14 protein-coding genes are annotated in these 16,017 nt (G+C 63.5%); 10 read left to right on the forward strand and 4 right to left on the reverse strand.

Going from position 1 to position 16,017, the window contains the following annotated elements; all coding sequences use genetic code 11:
• The first annotated feature begins 4 nt into the window (after positions 1 to 4).
• From QA643_RS17070 to QA643_RS17085, 4 genes are all read left to right on the forward strand, one after another.
• Positions 5 to 832: a GNAT family N-acetyltransferase gene (locus QA643_RS17070; protein ID WP_349253277.1), complete on the forward strand. Its 828-nt coding sequence runs from the start codon at positions 5 to 7 to the stop codon at positions 830 to 832.
• An 11-nt stretch (positions 833 to 843) separates the two neighbouring features.
• Positions 844 to 2,037: an alanine racemase gene (locus tag QA643_RS17075; protein ID WP_283034256.1), complete on the forward strand. Its 1,194-nt coding sequence runs from the start codon at positions 844 to 846 to the stop codon at positions 2,035 to 2,037.
• Positions 2,038 to 2,121: 84 nt separating this feature from the next.
• The gene (locus QA643_RS17080) at positions 2,122 to 3,585 is read left to right on the forward strand and encodes an aldehyde dehydrogenase family protein (RefSeq protein WP_283034257.1); all 1,464 of its coding nucleotides are present in this window, start codon (positions 2,122 to 2,124) and stop codon (positions 3,583 to 3,585) included.
• 170 nt (positions 3,586 to 3,755) lie between these two features.
• A complete protein-coding gene (locus QA643_RS17085) occupies positions 3,756 to 5,078 on the forward strand; it encodes an FAD-binding oxidoreductase (protein WP_283034258.1) in 1,323 nt (440 codons plus the stop codon).
• A 324-nt stretch (positions 5,079 to 5,402) separates the two neighbouring features.
• On the opposite strand, the gene QA643_RS17090 is transcribed toward QA643_RS17085, so the two are convergent.
• From QA643_RS17090 to QA643_RS17100, 3 genes are all read right to left on the reverse strand, one after another.
• A complete protein-coding gene (locus tag QA643_RS17090; RefSeq protein WP_283034259.1) occupies positions 5,403 to 5,822 on the reverse strand; it encodes an FAD-linked oxidase C-terminal domain-containing protein in 420 nt (139 codons plus the stop codon).
• On the reverse strand, positions 5,725 to 6,846 hold the full coding sequence (locus QA643_RS17095) for an FAD-binding oxidoreductase (protein WP_283034260.1): 1,122 nt from the start codon (positions 6,844 to 6,846) through the stop codon (positions 5,725 to 5,727). Before QA643_RS17095 ends, QA643_RS17090 begins: the two co-directional genes overlap by 98 nt.
• Positions 6,847 to 7,084: 238 nt before the next feature.
• Positions 7,085 to 8,023, reverse strand: coding sequence for a LysR family transcriptional regulator (locus QA643_RS17100; protein ID WP_283034261.1), 939 nt, complete (start codon positions 8,021 to 8,023; stop codon positions 7,085 to 7,087).
• 210 nt (positions 8,024 to 8,233) lie between these two features.
• Here QA643_RS17100 and QA643_RS17105 point away from each other — a divergent pair, with 210 nt between their 5' ends.
• The 6 genes from QA643_RS17105 (at position 8,234) to QA643_RS17130 (ending at position 14,129) form a co-directional block, all read left to right on the forward strand.
• Positions 8,234 to 9,316, forward strand: a complete 1,083-nt coding sequence (locus QA643_RS17105) for an ABC transporter ATP-binding protein (RefSeq protein ID WP_283034262.1) — start codon at positions 8,234 to 8,236, stop codon at positions 9,314 to 9,316.
• Between the two features lie 35 nt (positions 9,317 to 9,351).
• Complete coding sequence (locus QA643_RS17110; protein WP_283034263.1) at positions 9,352 to 10,068, forward strand: HAD family hydrolase; 717 nt, start codon at positions 9,352 to 9,354, stop codon at positions 10,066 to 10,068.
• Positions 10,069 to 10,083: 15 nt separating this feature from the next.
• A complete protein-coding gene (locus QA643_RS17115; protein WP_283034264.1) occupies positions 10,084 to 11,391 on the forward strand; it encodes an FAD-binding oxidoreductase in 1,308 nt (435 codons plus the stop codon).
• A 27-nt stretch (positions 11,392 to 11,418) separates the two neighbouring features.
• Complete coding sequence (locus QA643_RS17120; RefSeq protein WP_283034265.1) at positions 11,419 to 12,465, forward strand: ABC transporter substrate-binding protein; 1,047 nt, start codon at positions 11,419 to 11,421, stop codon at positions 12,463 to 12,465.
• A 69-nt stretch (positions 12,466 to 12,534) separates the two neighbouring features.
• A complete protein-coding gene (locus QA643_RS17125) occupies positions 12,535 to 13,347 on the forward strand; it encodes an ABC transporter permease (RefSeq protein ID WP_283034832.1) in 813 nt (270 codons plus the stop codon).
• Positions 13,344 to 14,129: an ABC transporter permease gene (locus QA643_RS17130; protein WP_283034266.1), complete on the forward strand. Its 786-nt coding sequence runs from the start codon at positions 13,344 to 13,346 to the stop codon at positions 14,127 to 14,129. The genes QA643_RS17125 and QA643_RS17130 overlap by 4 nt, the downstream gene beginning before the upstream one ends.
• An 816-nt stretch (positions 14,130 to 14,945) precedes the next feature.
• On the opposite strand, the gene QA643_RS17135 is transcribed toward QA643_RS17130, so the two are convergent.
• Positions 14,946 to 16,013, reverse strand: coding sequence for a methyltransferase (locus QA643_RS17135; protein ID WP_283034267.1), 1,068 nt, complete (start codon positions 16,011 to 16,013; stop codon positions 14,946 to 14,948).
• Positions 16,014 to 16,017 lie beyond the last annotated feature (4 nt).

Here is a 16,017-nt window from a genome sequence, read left to right on the forward strand (position 1 = left end):
GGACGTGGTCCTGCTGCCATTCGCCAGATCGCATCTGGAGGGCGCGCTAAAACTATCGCAAGAGATGTCCTGGCCCTATCGGATCGAGGATTGGGAAGTCGCGCAGCAGTTGGGTCGCGGTTTTGTTCTGCAGCGCGCCGGTGTGGTGATTGGGACCGCGTGCTGGTGGCCCTACGGCGAGACCCATGCTTCAGCCGGGATGATCATCGTCTCGAAAGCTGCTCAGGGACGCGGTTACGGGGCCCGACTGATGGACGCGCTGCTCGCCGCGGCACGACCACGGATCATCACGCTGAATTCGACGACCGAAGGCATGGCGCTTTACCAGCGCCGCGGCTTCGTCCCCATCGGGGTCATCCACCAGCATCAGGGAATTCCGAGGGAGCGACATGAGGCGCCGCTGCCGTGCTTCGTCAGGGCAATGGCTCCGGCCGATTTTGAAGCGATCGTGAGCCTCGATCAGGAGGCCACCGGCTGGACCAGACGCGAGATGTTGAATCGGCTGGTGGTGGTCGGCGACGGCTATGTCTTCATGCGTGACGGCGTACCCCGCGGCTACGCCATTTCACGTCATTTCGGCCGCGGGCATGTCATCGGTCCTGTGGTTGCAAAAAGCCGGACCGATGCACACGCCTTGATCGAGGCCGCGCTCGCGCATCTCGGGCGCGTGTTCGTGCGGATCGATATCTCTACCGCCGCGCAACTCGGGGACTGGCTCGAAGGCATCGGGCTGCCGAAGGTCGGCGACGCCACCACCATGGTTCTTGGAACGCAGATGCCATCGAGCGGGCCGGCGCGCATGTTCGCGCTCGCCAACCAGTCATTCGGCTAGGAGACATCGGGATGCCGCGCTTGGAGATGCAGGGAACGGATATCCCGGACGCTGGACCTGGCGAGGCGACCAAGACGCTCGGCGCGCTGGCGACCCCGGCCCTCCTGCTCGACAGAGACCGGCTGGATCGCAATCTCACCGGTCTGTCATCTCGCATGGCTGCGCGAGGTGTCGTGCTGCGTTCCCACATGAAAACCGCGAAATCCATTGACGTCGCCCGACGCGCCTATCGGTCCGAGCCGGGGCCAATCACTGTCTCGACCTTGGCGGAGGCCGAGTACTTTGCGCGGCACGGTTTCCGGGACATGACCTATGCCGTGGGTCTGGCACCGCATACCGCCGAGAGAGCAATGCGTCTCCGGAGAGCAGGAATCGACCTCAAGGTGCTGCTCGATTCGCCCGAGCAGGCTACGATGCTCGGCGCGGCTGGTCGCGCAACTGGTGTGACGCCGTCCGCCTTCATCGAGATCGACTGCGACGGTCACCGCGGCGGGCTGACCGCTGAGGATTCCAAGCTCATCGTCGTCGCGGCCGCCCTGGTTGAGGCGGGCGTCAGGCTCGCCGGCATTCTCACCCATGCCGGCGAATCCTACAGCCTCTGTGCGCCCGACGCCCTTGTCGCGGCTGCGGAGAACGAGCGCGCCGTTGCCGTCGCCGCCGCAACGAGGTTGCGGGCGGCGGGGCATGAGTGTCCAGTCGTAAGCGTCGGCTCGACGCCGACCGCCCATTTCACCGAAGACCTGACTGGCGTTACGGAGATGCGGGCTGGCGTCTACATGTTCTTCGATCTGGTGATGCTCGGTGTCGGCGTCTGCACCGTCAACGATATCGCGATCTCTGTTCTTGCTACCGTGATCGGCACGAAGCCGGAGAAAGGCTGGATTCTGGTTGACGCCGGCTGGATGGCCCTGTCGCGCGATCGTGGCACGGCGGCGCAGAGGGTCGATCAGGGTTACGGTCTCGTCTGCGATGTGTCCGGCAACGTCTATTCCGACCTGATCGTCGCGCAAGCCAGCCAGGAACACGGCATTCTCGCCATCAGGTCCGGATCTGGCGAAGCTTTGCCGGATCTTCCTATCGGCACGAAGATCAGAATCCTGCCCAATCACGCCTGCGCGACGGCGTCGCAACACGAGCTGTACAATGTCGTCTCTGCCGGCAGCGACACGATCGAAGCACGATGGCCGCGGATGCGCGGCTGGTAGGACTGGCCGGCCATTCCCGGCAACCCCGGCCCCCTGGTTCCTGCCGCTGATCGGCGCCTATTACCGGATCAAGGATCGCTTCCAATGACCTCGCCCCTTCGACACCTGACAGAAGCCGGATTCCTCGGAAAATTCTACATCGACGGCGAATGGCGGAAGCCGATCGGATCAGTCGTGGCCGCAGCAACCGTCGTCAATCCGGCGACGGAGCAGCCGATCGCCGACGTCGCGCTCGGCGATGACGATGATGTGGACTGCGCGATCGCAGCCGCCAGGCGAGCCTTCGCCGGCTGGTCCATGACACCGCCTGCTGAGAGAGCGGCGCTGCTCGACCGGATGCACGCTTTGCTCCTTGAGCGTCTGGAGCTGTTCGCGCAGGCGCTTACCTGCGAGATGGGAGCTGCGATCACCTATGCGCGCCGCGCTCAGGTGCCGTTGGCCGCCGAACATATCCGCGTCGCCCGCGACAATCTCGCGAATTATCCGTTCATCGCCGCGCGCGGCAGCACCGCGATCATGCGCGAGGCAATCGGCGTCTGCGGCCTCATCACGCCGTGGAACTGGCCTCTCTACCAGATCACCGCCAAGGTCGGTCCGGCGCTCGCGGCTGGCTGCACGGTGGTGTTGAAGCCTAGCGAGCTGTCGCCGCTGAGTGCGTTGCTGTTCGCTGAGGTGATGGACGACGCCGGCTGTCCGCCCGGCGTATTCAATCTCGTCAATGGGACAGGTCCAATCGTGGGTGCCGCTCTGGCATCGCATCCGCAGGTCGACATGATCTCGATCACCGGCTCGACGAGGGCCGGCGTTCTCGTCGCGCAAGCGGCGGCGCCCACGGTCAAGCGCGTCGCCCAGGAGCTCGGCGGAAAATCGCCGAACATCATCTTGCCGGACGCCGATCTCAGCCGTGCCGTTCCGCTCGGCGTCGGCGCCGCCTTCCGCAATCTCGGCCAATCCTGCAGCGCGCCGACGCGCATGCTCGTGTCTCGCTCACACATGGAAGAGGTCGAGACTTTGGCGGCAGCGGCCGCTTCGGAACTGATGGTCGGCGATCCCCTTGCCGAAAGCACGACCCATGGCCCGATCGCTAACCGGCCGCAGTTCGAGCGCGTGCAGACCATGATCGGCGTCGGCCTGGAAGAAGGCGCCAAGCTCGTCATCGGCGGGCCGGGGCGGCCCGGCGACCTTCAGATTGGCTTCTATGCGCAGCCGACCATTTTCTCGAACGTCCGTCCCGACATGAGAATCGCGCAGGAGGAGATCTTCGGCCCGGTGCTGTCGATCATTCCCTACGACACTGTGGACGAGGCGATCGCGATCGCCAATGACACCGTCTACGGTCTCGGCGCCCATGTGCAGGGCACTGATATGGAGAGGGTCCGGACAATCGCCGGGCGGATCCAGTCGGGTCAAGTGCATCTTAATTATCCCGACTGGGACCCCAACGCACCTTTCGGCGGCTACAAGCGCTCCGGCAACGGTCGCGAATACGGCCTCGAGGGCATGGAGGAGTATCTCGAGACCAAGGCCGTCCTCGGATTTTACCGATGAATGCTGCGGTAACGTCGGGCTTGAGCAGCTTCGTTCAATCAAGCGGCCAAAAACCCGAACATCTTGCGAAGTCCTAGATGATTTCAGCACATTCTATCGCGCGCAGGATGCGATGAAGGGCTGATCGGAAGTTTGCTTCCGCATTCCTGGCAGCCGAGGGTCGTTGGAACATGTCGCCCCACGTCGAGCGCATTCACAGCGATGAGCGTCTTCCGGCCGCGGCCGACGTCGTTATCGTCGGCGGCGGCATCCTCGGCTCTACCGCCGCCTATTACCTGGCGAAGCGCCGCCTCTCTGTGGCGCTCCTCGAGAAGGGCCACATCGCCTGTGAACAATCGAGCCGAAACTGGGGTTGGTGCCGCCAGCAGAACCGCGACCGGCGCGAACTGCCGCTCTCGGTGATCTCCATGCGGCTGTGGGACGAACTCACGCGCGATATTAATCGGGACCTCGGCTTTCGACGCTGCGGTCTCGTCTATGCGACACACGACGAGGCTGTGCTCGCCGGCTGGGAACGGTGGCGCGAGGTCGCCAGGGAATACGACGTCGACACCCGCATGCTGAGCCGGGCGGAGGTGGCCGAGCGCGTCCCCGAAGCGCGCGACAAATGGGTCGGCGGGACCTATTCGGAGCGGGACGGTAAGGCTGAACCTGCGCTCGCCGCGCCGGCGATCGCCGATGCGGCCAGAGTTCTGGGCGCCACGATCCACCAGGGTTGCGCCGCGCGGGCGTTCGACTCGGCCAATGGCAAGATTGCGGGCGTACACACGGAAAAGGGCTATATCAGAACCAGCGCGGTGCTGTGCGCCGCCGGCGCCTGGTCCTCGCGCTTCCTTCGGCCGCTCGGGATCAGTTTCCCCCAAGCGAGCATCCGGCAGACCGCGCTGCGTTCTACCCCGACAATCAACATAGGCGAGGCGGTCTCCACACCCTACTGCACGATCACGCGCCGACTGGACGGCAGCTACACGCTCGCGATCAGCGGCAAGGCGAACCTCGAAATTACGCCTCAGGCTATCAGATATAGCCGGGAATTCATGCCGCAATTCTTGCGTCGCCTAAAGAACGTCAGGCTCGGCGTCGGCCAATCGTTCGTTTCGGGGCCGGATTCAATGCCGGCGTTGCTGAGCAACGACGATCGGATCTTCGAACAGAATCGCGTGCTGGATCCTCCGCCGTTGAATTGGCTGGTGAGCCAAGTGGTGGAGAGTGTCCGGAAAACCTTTCCCCAACTCGGCGAGCTAGAGATCGATAGCGCCTGGGGCGGCTTCGTCGATTGCACGCCGGACGCAGTGCCTGTGGTATCGCAGGTGGAACGGGTGAAAGGCCTGGTTCTCGCGGCGGGCTGCTCGGGTCACGGCTTCGGTTTGGGCCCGGGGCTCGGCTATCTGGCCGCAGAGCTTGTCGTCAACGATACGCCTTGCGTTGATCCCACACCATTCCGGCTGTCGCGTCTCGTCGACGGCTCGAAGCTGGACATCGCCGCCATCTGAAGATCGAGCCGGAAGTCATCCCTGACGCGTACCGTGGCGAGCAAAGGATTCGGAACTGTGCTCGAAGATCCTCATCTGCGTGCGGGACGTAATGTTCATCGCAGACGGCTACTTTCAAGGCCCGCGGCCGAGAGTCTCTGTCTGCCATGCTCCCGATCGAACAGGTCGCGGCCTGATCGCGATTTAGCAGTCCTTAAGGGGCGTTTCCTCCCCAACTTGAGCCACTCCTTCGGAGTGGCTCTTTCTATATGGACAAGACGATTTGGCTGATCGAGGTGCATCGGTCGAAGACCCACCGCTTGGAAAACATCGCCAACTCGCCGGCTATGGTTCAACGGCAGACTTCTCTCCCAATGGGCAAACGATCGCGCCGGCGTTCATGATGTCCGCCGGATCAAAGGCGGTCTTGATCCGGCGCATCGCCGCGATACGCCCAACGTCACTGTACCGCTCCAGAAGGTGCTTCTTGAACCGACCGACGCCATGCTCCGCGCTGAACGTGCCGCCGAGCGCCGCCGCCGTGTCGTAGAGTTGCAGCGACAGGCTGCTTTCGATCCGTTTGGTGAACTCCATCCGGTCGACGTCGGGCGGAACGAGCACGTTGTAGTGCAGATTGCCGTCGCCGACGTGTCCGTAGACGGACAGCTCAAGGTCGGCGTCGTATGACCGCACCTGCGAGTCGGCTAAATCCAGAAAGCGCTGAATGGCGGAAAGCGGTACGGAAATGTCGTGCTTGACCCCCATTCCGGCGCTTCTCGCCCTCGGGGATCGTCTCGCGGACCCGCCACATCGCAGTCCGCTGCGATCCGCTCTGGGCCAGAAAGGCGTCCTCGATCCATCCGGCCTCGATGGCCTCGGCCAGAACGGCTTCCATCAGTTCGTCGAGATCGAGATGGCGCGAGGAAGAGGCGAACTCGGCGAGTACGGCGCCTCCCGAGCCGGGGCGGACCGAGGGCGGGCTGGTCATAGCTTCGGTCGCGAGGGCGATCGATCGGGCCGTCATGAATTCGAACGTGTTCAGCAGCTCCGCGGATTCGCGACGGACCAGGGCGAGAAGCTCGGCGAGCGGCGCGCCACTAGAGAGCTTGAGCCAGGCGGTCGTGCGGCGGGTCGGCATGGGCGCGAGACGCAATACCGCGCCAGTGACGATGCCCAGAGTTCCTTCGCTTCCGACGAAGCACTGCTTGATGTCGTAACCCGTATTATTCTTCCGCAGTTTGCGCATGTCCGAAACCACGGTGCCGTCCGACAGGACCGCCTCGATCCCGAGCAGCAGATCGCGAGTCATCCCGTACCTAACGACTGACAGCCCGCCAGCGTTCGTCCCGATGTTGCCGCCGATCCGGCAACTGCCTTCCGCGCCGAGGCTGAGCGGCAACAGAAGCCCGGCCGTTGCCGCAGCGTCCTGTACATTTTTCAGGATGGCGCCAGCGTCAACAGAGATGCTCATGGAGACGGGATCGAGCTCGCGGATTTTGTCCATTCGCTCGAGGCTTACGATGATCTGCCGTCCGGAAGCGTCCGGCGTCGCACCGCCGCAGTAGCTGGTATTGCCGCCCTGCGGAACGACACCGATGCCTAGTCGCCCCGCCAACCGCACGACAGCGACGACCTGCTCCGTCGTCGCCGGCCTCAATACGGCAAGCGTGGACCCTGTGAAGAGCTGGCGTTGATCTGTCGTATATGCGGCTATCCGCTCCGGATCATCAACGACGCCTCCGCAGTCCAGGAGATTCCGAAAGGCGTGAACATGTTGCAGGTGGGACATGCTTTAGTTTCCGATTGGCATCGGATCATCTTTGCGCGTTTGTTCCGCATTGCTTGCTGTTCGGTGCTCATTCCGAAGAGATCAATGCCGAAACGTCGTCATGTTCGGCAGTTTGCGCCGCAGGCGAACTTTGGAGGCTCTACGGCTACCTGTTCCGGAGCGAGTTCGGTTCATTCGTGGACCAGTGGACTCTCTTCGGCATCGGGTTGGGCCGAAAAGGCGAATCCATCCCGCAAGCTCAGTAGCAGGCAGACATCAATCCAAGTCGCGGATATTGCCGGTCGATTGCAGTCACTTCGTTTCGCATCTGTATGATGATCCAATCCCGGATCTCGGCGGCAATGGGCCGCATGGACCGGTTGCGGGGCGGCAAGAACTCGCAGAAGCGTCGCGTGGTGGCCAGTGTATCGGAGGCCGGCACCAGTGCGCCAGTCAAAAGCCAATGCGAGGTCACCGTCAGCCAGCCGAGCGCGATGCCCTGGCCGAGCAGGGCGGCCTGCACCACCACGGCATAATCGGTGAAGCTCAACCCCTTGGCCACGCCGCGGCGCCCGGTCAGAAGCGATGCGTAATCCGCGGCCCAGTCACCCGGCGTCTCGGCGAGACGGATGATGGTGTTGCCCTCAGCGGGATCGGTCTCCCCGAGATAGCCAGGGCTGCACATCGGGAGCATGACCTCCTTCATCACCAGCGTGCCGCCGGACGACGGCTCGTCGCGATCGCGGAAGCGCATGCCGAGATCGACATTCTCCACCGGTCCGCGCAACGCGCCGGAGATGAGTTGGAAGCGGAGGTCGACTTGCGGAAACTGCTTCTGCAGCTTGTCGATGCGCGGCATCAGCCAGTGCGTGGTGAAGGCGGAGGAGACCGACAGCGTCACCGTCTCGGTGCCCTTGCGGCGGCGCTCGATCTCGACGAGCCCGCTCTCGATGCTGCGGAAGCCTTCCAGCACCCGGCGATAGAGCAGCTCGCCTTCCTCGGTGAGCACGGCGCGGCCCGCCTTGCGATCGAACAGGCGAACGCCGAGATGCTCCTCGAGCTGGCCGAGCATGCGGCTCACCGCCGGCTGCGTGACGTTCAGTTCTGCGGCGGCGGCGGTGAAGCTGCCGTTGCGCGCCGCTGCGTCGAAGACGAACAGGGCATTACTCGAAGGAAGCATCCGGCGCAGCTCGGGCATAACGCCATGTTATGAGCGCGGTGAGAATTTGGCAATTGCCGAGTTTTGCCAAGTCTGGTGTCATTAACGTGACAGCCTAAAGACAGGGCTCGCGAGCGAAGAGTTGGTGCGGCGCACCCTCGATCCGCGATTGGTCAATGTCCCTGTCTATAAAGCAGGCTTATGGCGTGCAGTGAGGCACGCCAGCTAGGGACATGGCGAGGTCGATCGTTGGGCAAGCGAGCGGAAAGCGTCGAGATCAGGTCAGCCAGCAAGGCCTATGGCGCCGTTCGCGCCCTCGACGACGTTTCGCTCAATGTCGGCGCCGGTGAGTTCGTCTCGCTGCTCGGCCCCTCCGGCTCCGGCAAGACCACGCTGCTCGGCATTCTCGGCGGCTTCATCCTGCCGACGTCGGGCACCATTCACTTCGGCGGCCGCGACGTCACCTGGATGCCGCCGCACAAGCGCGATATCGGCGTGGTATTCCAGAACTACGCGCTGTTCCCGCATATGAGCGTCGGCGAGAACGTCGCCTTTCCCCTTCGCGCGCGGCGCCTGCCGAAATCCTCGTGGCCGGAGAAGGTGCGCGCGGCGCTCAGCATGGTCGGCCTCGCCGGCTATGAGGCGCGTGGCATCGCACAGCTCTCCGGCGGCCAGCGCCAGCGCGTGGCCCTCGCACGCGCCATGATCTTTGAGCCGCGCCTGATCCTGATGGACGAGCCGCTCTCCGCGCTCGACAAGCAACTGCGCGAATCCATGCAGATCGAGCTGCGCGCGCTGCACAAGCGTATCGGCGCCACCATTATTTACGTCACCCATGATCAGCGCGAGGCGCTGACCATGAGCGACCGCGTCGCCGTCATGAAGGATGGCCGGCTGATCCAGATCGACGAGCCGGCGCGGCTGCACGATCATCCGGCCGATTCTTTCGTCGCCAGCTTCATCGGGGAAGCGACGATGCTGCCGGTCCGCCGCGTCGATGCCTCAAGCGTCGCGCTCGGCAATGCCTTGCTGCGCAGCGCACGCGCCATTCCCGATGGCGATGACCTGATGCTGGCCGTGCACAGCGAGAAGCTGCTGATCGACGACGGCGCGCAGGATGCCGTCTGCAACCGGCTGACCGGGACCGTCACCGACATCGTCTACCAGGGCGAGAGCCTGCGCATTTTCCTCGCGCTCGCCGACGGCATCGCGCTCAGCCTGCGCCAGCCGAGCTACCACCAGGCCTATCACCGCATTCCGCCACTCGGCGGCAGCCTCACCGTCACGCTCCACCCCGAGGACACGATTGTCGTCCCCAGGGTGGGGGACTGAACAAAAGCCTCATCCAACCCGAGAGAAGAAACGACATGTCGACCCAAGCCGCGTTCAGCAATTTCAAGGTCCTCACCTTCGACGTCGTCGGCACCTTAATCGATTTCGAGACCGGCGTGCTCTCCGCGGTGCGCAGGATCTCGGGCAAGACGCCGGCCGAGCTCAGCGACGAGCAGATCTTCGAGCCTTACAAGCGCGGCCGCGACAAGCACTATGAGCGCTCCAGCGAGGCGATGTTCCACGTCTATCGCCATCTCGCCACGGAGCTAGGGCTACCCGCCGACGACGCTGCCTGCGATATGTTCCAGCTTTCGGTGCTGCGCTGGGGGCCGTTCGCGGATTCGGTCGAGGCGCTGAAACGCCTGCGCACAAAGTTCCGCCTGGTCGCGATGACCAATGCCGACCGCGTCGCGCTGTCCTGCTACGCGCACGCGCTCGGCAATCCCTTCGACGACACCGTCTGCGCCGACGATACCGGCGTGGCAAAACCCAATCCGGAATTCTTCGCCTACAACAAGGGCCGCCAGTCAGCCTTCGGCTACAAGCAGTCCGATATCCTGCACGTCGCGCAGAGCCAGTATCACGACATCGGGATCGCGCGGAAGCTCGGCTACAAGGTGTGCTGGATCGAGCGCCGTCAGGGCATCGCCGGCTTCGGCGGCACGCCGGCGGTGGAGACGCTGACCAAGCCGGACTTCCATTTCCCGACGCTGAAGGCGCTTGCCGACACTGCGATCGGTCCGGCGGCGTAACGGATGAGCGGCGGCATGACATGGAACTGGCGTGCGATGCCATCGGCCAATTCGCTGTGGGAAGCCACGGCGGAGCCGGCGCGCGACTATCCCGTGCTGTCGGGCGAGCAACAGGCGGATGTGGTGATCATCGGAGCCGGCTATACCGGCCTCTCCGCGGCGCACCACATCGCGAAGAGCGGCTTGTCACCCGTCGTGCTCGAGGCCAACCGTCCCGGATGGGGTGCGAGCGGGCGCAATGGCGGGGTGATCACCGCAAAGTTTCGCCTCTCGTTCCGCGACGTCGACGCCGTGCACGGCCGCGCTATGGCGCGGCGCATGTACGAGATCGCACATGAATCGACCGACATGGTCGAGGAGCTCGTCTCCGAGTTCGGCATCACCAGCGCGAATCTGACGCGCACTGGTCAGGTCAAGGCAGCCCACAACGAGATGACGTTGAAGGCCGCGATCGACGAAGCCAACTGGATGACGCGCGAGATGGGCTCGGACGCGGTCCGCATCCTCGACAAGAACAGCGTGCGCGAGGAGACCGGCTCCGACGCCTTCGTCGGCGGCGTGCTCAATCCTGGCTCGGGCGGCATCCATCCGCTGAACTATCTGCTCGGCCTCGCCGACGGCGTGGCGCGCCGCGGCGTGCCCATCTTCCAACAGTCGCCGGTCATCAAGCTGCGGCGCGAGAACGGCGGCATCCTCGCCGAGACGCCGCAAGGCGCCGTGCGCGCAAAACAGGCGATCATCGCCACCAACAGCTACTCCGACCTGACCAGTGCGACGGCGCATCTGCAGCGCACGCTGATCCCGTTTCGCAGCGCCATGATCGCAACCGAGCGGCTCCCCGGCAATCTCGCAGGGCGGCTGATGCCGACGGGGCGTACCTATACCGAGACCAAGCGCATGATGCGTTGGTTCCGCATGGTCGACAACCGCGTCATCTTCGGTGGCCGCGGCGCCTTCGGCAAGCAGGACTCTCAAGCCGCGTTCGACGCCTTGCGCAATGCGATGGTCGGCATCTTCCACGATCTCGCCGACGTTCCGGTCGCATACAAATGGTCGGGCCTCGTGGCGATGACGCTGGACTCGGTGCCGCATATCGGCAGGCTCGACGACCGCACGCTGTTCTCGGTCGGCTACAACGGCGCCGGCGTTGCGATGGCGAGCCTGATGGGCCGCTATCTCGCCGCCTTCGTGCGCGGCGAGACGCCCGACGTCGGCCTGCTCGATGCACGGCGCATGAAGGCGATTCCGTTCTATCCGCTGCGCGAGCCCGCCGTGCGCATGGTTGCCGGCTGGTACCAGTTTCTCGATGCGATCGGTCAGTGAGATCATTTGGCGATGGAGGAGGCGAGGATGAATATGAAGCGAAATTTTGGAGTGGGCTGCGCTCTGCTGGGCGCAATCGGATTTGCCACCGCGGCTGATGCGGCCGAGCAGATCACCTTCGTCTCGCAGGGCGGCGCCTATCAGCAGGCGCAGACGGTGGCGATCCTTGACCCCTCCGCCAAGAAACTCGGCATCACCATCAACCAGGACTCGATTCCCGACGCCTGGCCCGCGATCAAGACGCAGGTCGGCAGCGGCAAGCCGATCTGGGATGTCGTCGACACCCCGACCGGCAACTGCCTGCGCGGCGGCGAGCAGGGGCTGATGGAGAAGCTCGACTTTTCGAAGATTCCAAACGGCGCGGCGATGCCGGAGGCCTATCGCAGTCCCTATTCGGTGTCCTACGAGTTCTATTCCAGCGTGCTGTCCTACAGCCAGAAGACCTTCCCGAAGAACGCGCCGAACAGCTGGGCCGATTTCTGGGACGTCAGGAAATTCCCTGGTCGCCGCGCGCTGCGCAACCACCCGTTCGCGACGCTCGAGGCGGCGCTGATGGCCGACGGCGTCGCGCCCGACAAGCTCTACCCGCTCGACGTCGACCGCGCCTTCAAGAAGCTGGAAGAGATCAAGCCGCACATCACGGTGTGGTGGACCTCGGGCGCGCAGTCGGCGCAGCTGCTCAATGACGGCGAGGTCGACATGGAGATGGCCTGGAACGGCCGCGTCAGCGCGGTGGCCAAGGAAGGCGCAAAGGTCGCCTACACCTATAACCAGGGCATCCTGCAGAGCACTTCGCTCTGCATCCTCAAGGGCGCGCCGAATCTGGAAACCGCGGTGAAGTTCCTCAACGAGGCCGTCGATCCCGTTCATCAGGCCAATCTGCCGCTGCATATCGACTACGGCCCGGGCAATCCCAAGGCGTTCGAGACCAATGTGATCAAGCCCGAGCGCGCCGCGCAATTGCCGAGCGAGCCAGCCAATGCCGCCATGCAGGCGCTGATGTCCTATGCCTGGTGGTCCTCGCCCGCGGGCGAAGCCGCCGAGAAGCGCTGGGCGTCGTTCATGCAGAAGTAAGGCGAGGCAGCGTTGATGACATCCGTGCCAGATCCCTCCCAAAAGCATCAGCGCCGCGAGCACGGCCTGATGCTGGCATTGGTGTCGCCGGCGCTGCTGGTGATCCTGGCCCTGATCGTGCTGCCGGTCGGCTGGCTCGCCTGGCAGTCGGTCTATCATGACGGCTTCACGCTGGAGAACTATCGCCGCGTCTTCACGGAAGACGTCTACTGGCGCACCTTTGCGCTGACCTTCGAGATCAGCCTCGCGGTCACCTTTATCGCGCTGCTGCTCGGCTATCCCGTGGCATATCTCGCCGATTCGGTGCCCAAGGGGTGGAGCATCCTGATCCTGTCGCTGGTGGTGCTGCCGTTCTGGACCAGCGTGCTGGTGCGCGCCTATGCCTGGCTGGCGCTGCTGCAGCGCACCGGCGTGATCAACCAGTTCCTGCGTTATGTCGATGTGATCTCCGAGCCGCTCGCGCTAGTCCACAATACGTTCGGCACGGTGGTCGCGACCGTGCACATCCTGCTGCCGTTCATGGTGTTGCCGCTCTATGCCACCATGCAGAAGATTCCGAACGATCTGATGCAGGCCGGTGCCAGCCTGGGCGCGAGCCCGTCGCTGACCTTCATGCGCGTGTTCCTGCCATTGTCGCTGCCGGGCGTGCTGGCCGGCTGCACCATGGTGTTCGTGCTGTGCCTCGGCTTCTACATCACGCCGGAATTGCTCGGCGGCGGACGCACCGTGATGGTGTCGATGCTGGTGAGCCGCAACGTCGAGCTCTACAACCAGTTTGGCGCGGCGAGCGCGGTTGCCGTGGTGCTGCTCCTGAGCGTGCTCGCGATCTTCTTCGTCGTCAGCCGCTTCATCTCCCTCGATCGCGTCTTGGGGCAGAAATGATGCGCGCCTCGCCCGCACGGATTGCCCTCTACGTTATCAGCGCGCTGGTGCTGGTCTATTTGATCATCCCCGTTCTGATCATCGCGCCGATCTCGTTCTCCAGCGCGCGCTTTCTGACCTTCCCGCCGCCGTCCTTCTCGCTGCGCTGGTATCAGCAATACTTCTCAAATCCCGCCTGGATGCAGGCGACGCGGGTGACGCTGACGGTCGCGCTCCTCACCGTCGTGATCGCGACCCCGTTCGGCGTGGCCGCCGCCTATGCCGTCAGCCAGTCGAAGCTGCGGATCATGCGCCTCATCCACATGGCGCTGCTGCTGCCGTTGGTGGTGCCGATCATCATCACCGCGGTCGGCATCTTCTTCGTCTATGCCAAGATCGGCCTGGTCGCGACCATGCCCGGCCTCGTGCTGGCCAACGTAATGCTAGGCCTGCCCTATGTCGTCATCTCCGTCCTCGCGGGCCTGCAGAGCTTCGACCCCGCGCAGGAGATGGTGGCGCGCAGCCTCGGCATGAACCGCCTGCGCAGCTTCTTCGCGGTGACGCTGCCGCAGATCAAGTCCAGCGTGGTCGCCGGCGGTATCTTCGCCTTCATCTCGGCCATGGACGAGACCATCGTCGCGCTGTTCATCTCCGGCGGCCAGTACCAGCCCTTGACCAAACGGATGTTCACGGCATTACGCGACGAGATCGATCCGACCATCGCCGCCATCTCCACGCTGATGACTGCAGCCTCGTTCATGCTGGTTCTGCTCGCCAGCGCACGGCAGGGGAAGAATGCGTAGCGCAGCGGGGCGTTCGCGAGGGCCAGGTTCGACCCGAGTTCGCTCTCCATATGAGCCGAACAAAGTCGCGTTCAAGCGCACGCCTTGGAAGGCTCTCCCCGTTGCAGCGTCGCTTCCAGGCGGCCGACTCCACCAAGTGCGTGGGAGGGTTTACGTGCGCCCGACCAGTGGATACCGCTTGGGACAGCTGAGCTGACGCGGAGTCCGGTCAGCGTGCACTGTGGGTGCCAGAATTCCGCTTAGACGAACGCCGCTCTCCCCACCTCCAGCTCAACGGTTACCAAGTCTAGCAACGAAAGCCAGCCGGCCGGAGGTTTAGGAGAGGCGGCTTGATCCCAATTGAAAAGCTCTCAAGGGCTTGAAAGGTCCCTTATCGATTGCCGAGCTCCGATAAGTGATTGAGATTGCAGCAAATGCGACCGCCCTCCGAGCGCACCAAGCGGCATAAGTCCTTGATGCGAAAAACGATTCGCCAAAACTTATTCCCACATTGTTACCCACAAGGAACGTTAGTACTGTTCTGTAGAGTTCCTTTTTCCGCGTGCGTCTCGCTCCTGTCTAGCGCGTCTCGTGGTCATCGCAGTTTTGTTTGAACGACGCGCCCGCATCTGAAAACCATGATTTGCTCAGGAGAGGGCAGGGGCGTAGCCCAGCGTAGAAATCGGCGGGCCGGAATTCTTGCGGCGGTTTGCAGGTTTGGTCAGCAAGGGTTCTGTCGCCGAACATCGAGGCCTCCCGACGCCATGCGGATAGCTGGGAATGTCTGCAAATGGGGCCCATTGCGGACCCCGGGTCGCATCCGGTGTATTTGGCGGGCTAAGTAGGAATCGCTTCTATCACGCTTTGATGTGTCCCTGTTGGATGGACCTGCGAAAGTGCGAAGCCGGATTTCGCGAGAATTCGGGCGAACTCACCTCGACTACGCTCGACACCGCCAGTGACGGTCAGCATCAGAAGGTCCATGAGCTTTCCGTGATGCGGCGTGTTTCCGTCCGGCAACACGGCTTCAACGATTAGCAATCGCGCTTCGGAAGACATCGCCTCACGGCATTTTCGCAGGATCGTAACGGAATCATCATCGTTCCAATCGTGCAGCACGTGCCCTAGCACGTAGACATCATGGCCAGGCGGGACATGTTCGAAGAAGTTTCCACCCTGGAACGCGCAGCGTGCGTCAAGCCCTGAGGAAGCGAGGAATTCGCGCGCGGCTCTCGCCGTTTCCGGCAAGTCGAACAAGATCCCGCGCATTTGTGGCTGATCCTTCAGGATGGCGTTCAGTAGCGCGCCCTTCCCACCGCCGACGTCGACGATGCTTTTGAACTGTGAAAAATCACAGGCGGCGGCGACAGCGGATGCGACCGCTCCATGCATGCCGATCATCGCATCATTAAAGCGGGCGCTGTGTAGGGGCTCGTCGGCAAGAAAGCCGAACAGATCCTTTCCAAACGCAGCCTTCATGCCCGATTCACCCGTTCGCAGCGCCTGCAGGAACTGATCCCAGGCTTTCCACTGCCAGGAGCCTGCAATCGTCAGGATCGTGGCGCGTGCCGAGCCCGGCGCACCCTCGCGTAACGCATCGCCGAGCGTTGTCGTCATGAACTGGCCATTCCACGTTTCCTCGATCAGGCCGCAGCTTGCCAGCGCCCGCAGCAGCCGGAAGAGCGACGGGGCATGCGTGCCGGTTCTGACTGCGAGTTCAGCCACCGAACACGGTCCGTCCGCCAGAATGTCGGCGATCCCGAGTTCGGCCGCAGCATAGACGGCGCGTGCTTGCCATATCGCCACGCCCATCTGGATCAGTTGAACGTGAGGGGGGACACCTGCCGGCGGAAGTGCTTGCGCGTCTGGTACATTGCTGTCGAGTTGGGAAACGACGGCCACCATTATT

Origin of the sequence: Bradyrhizobium sp. CB3481, assembly GCF_029714305.1 — a bacterium.
Taxonomy (GTDB): Bacteria; Pseudomonadota; Alphaproteobacteria; order Rhizobiales; family Xanthobacteraceae; genus Bradyrhizobium.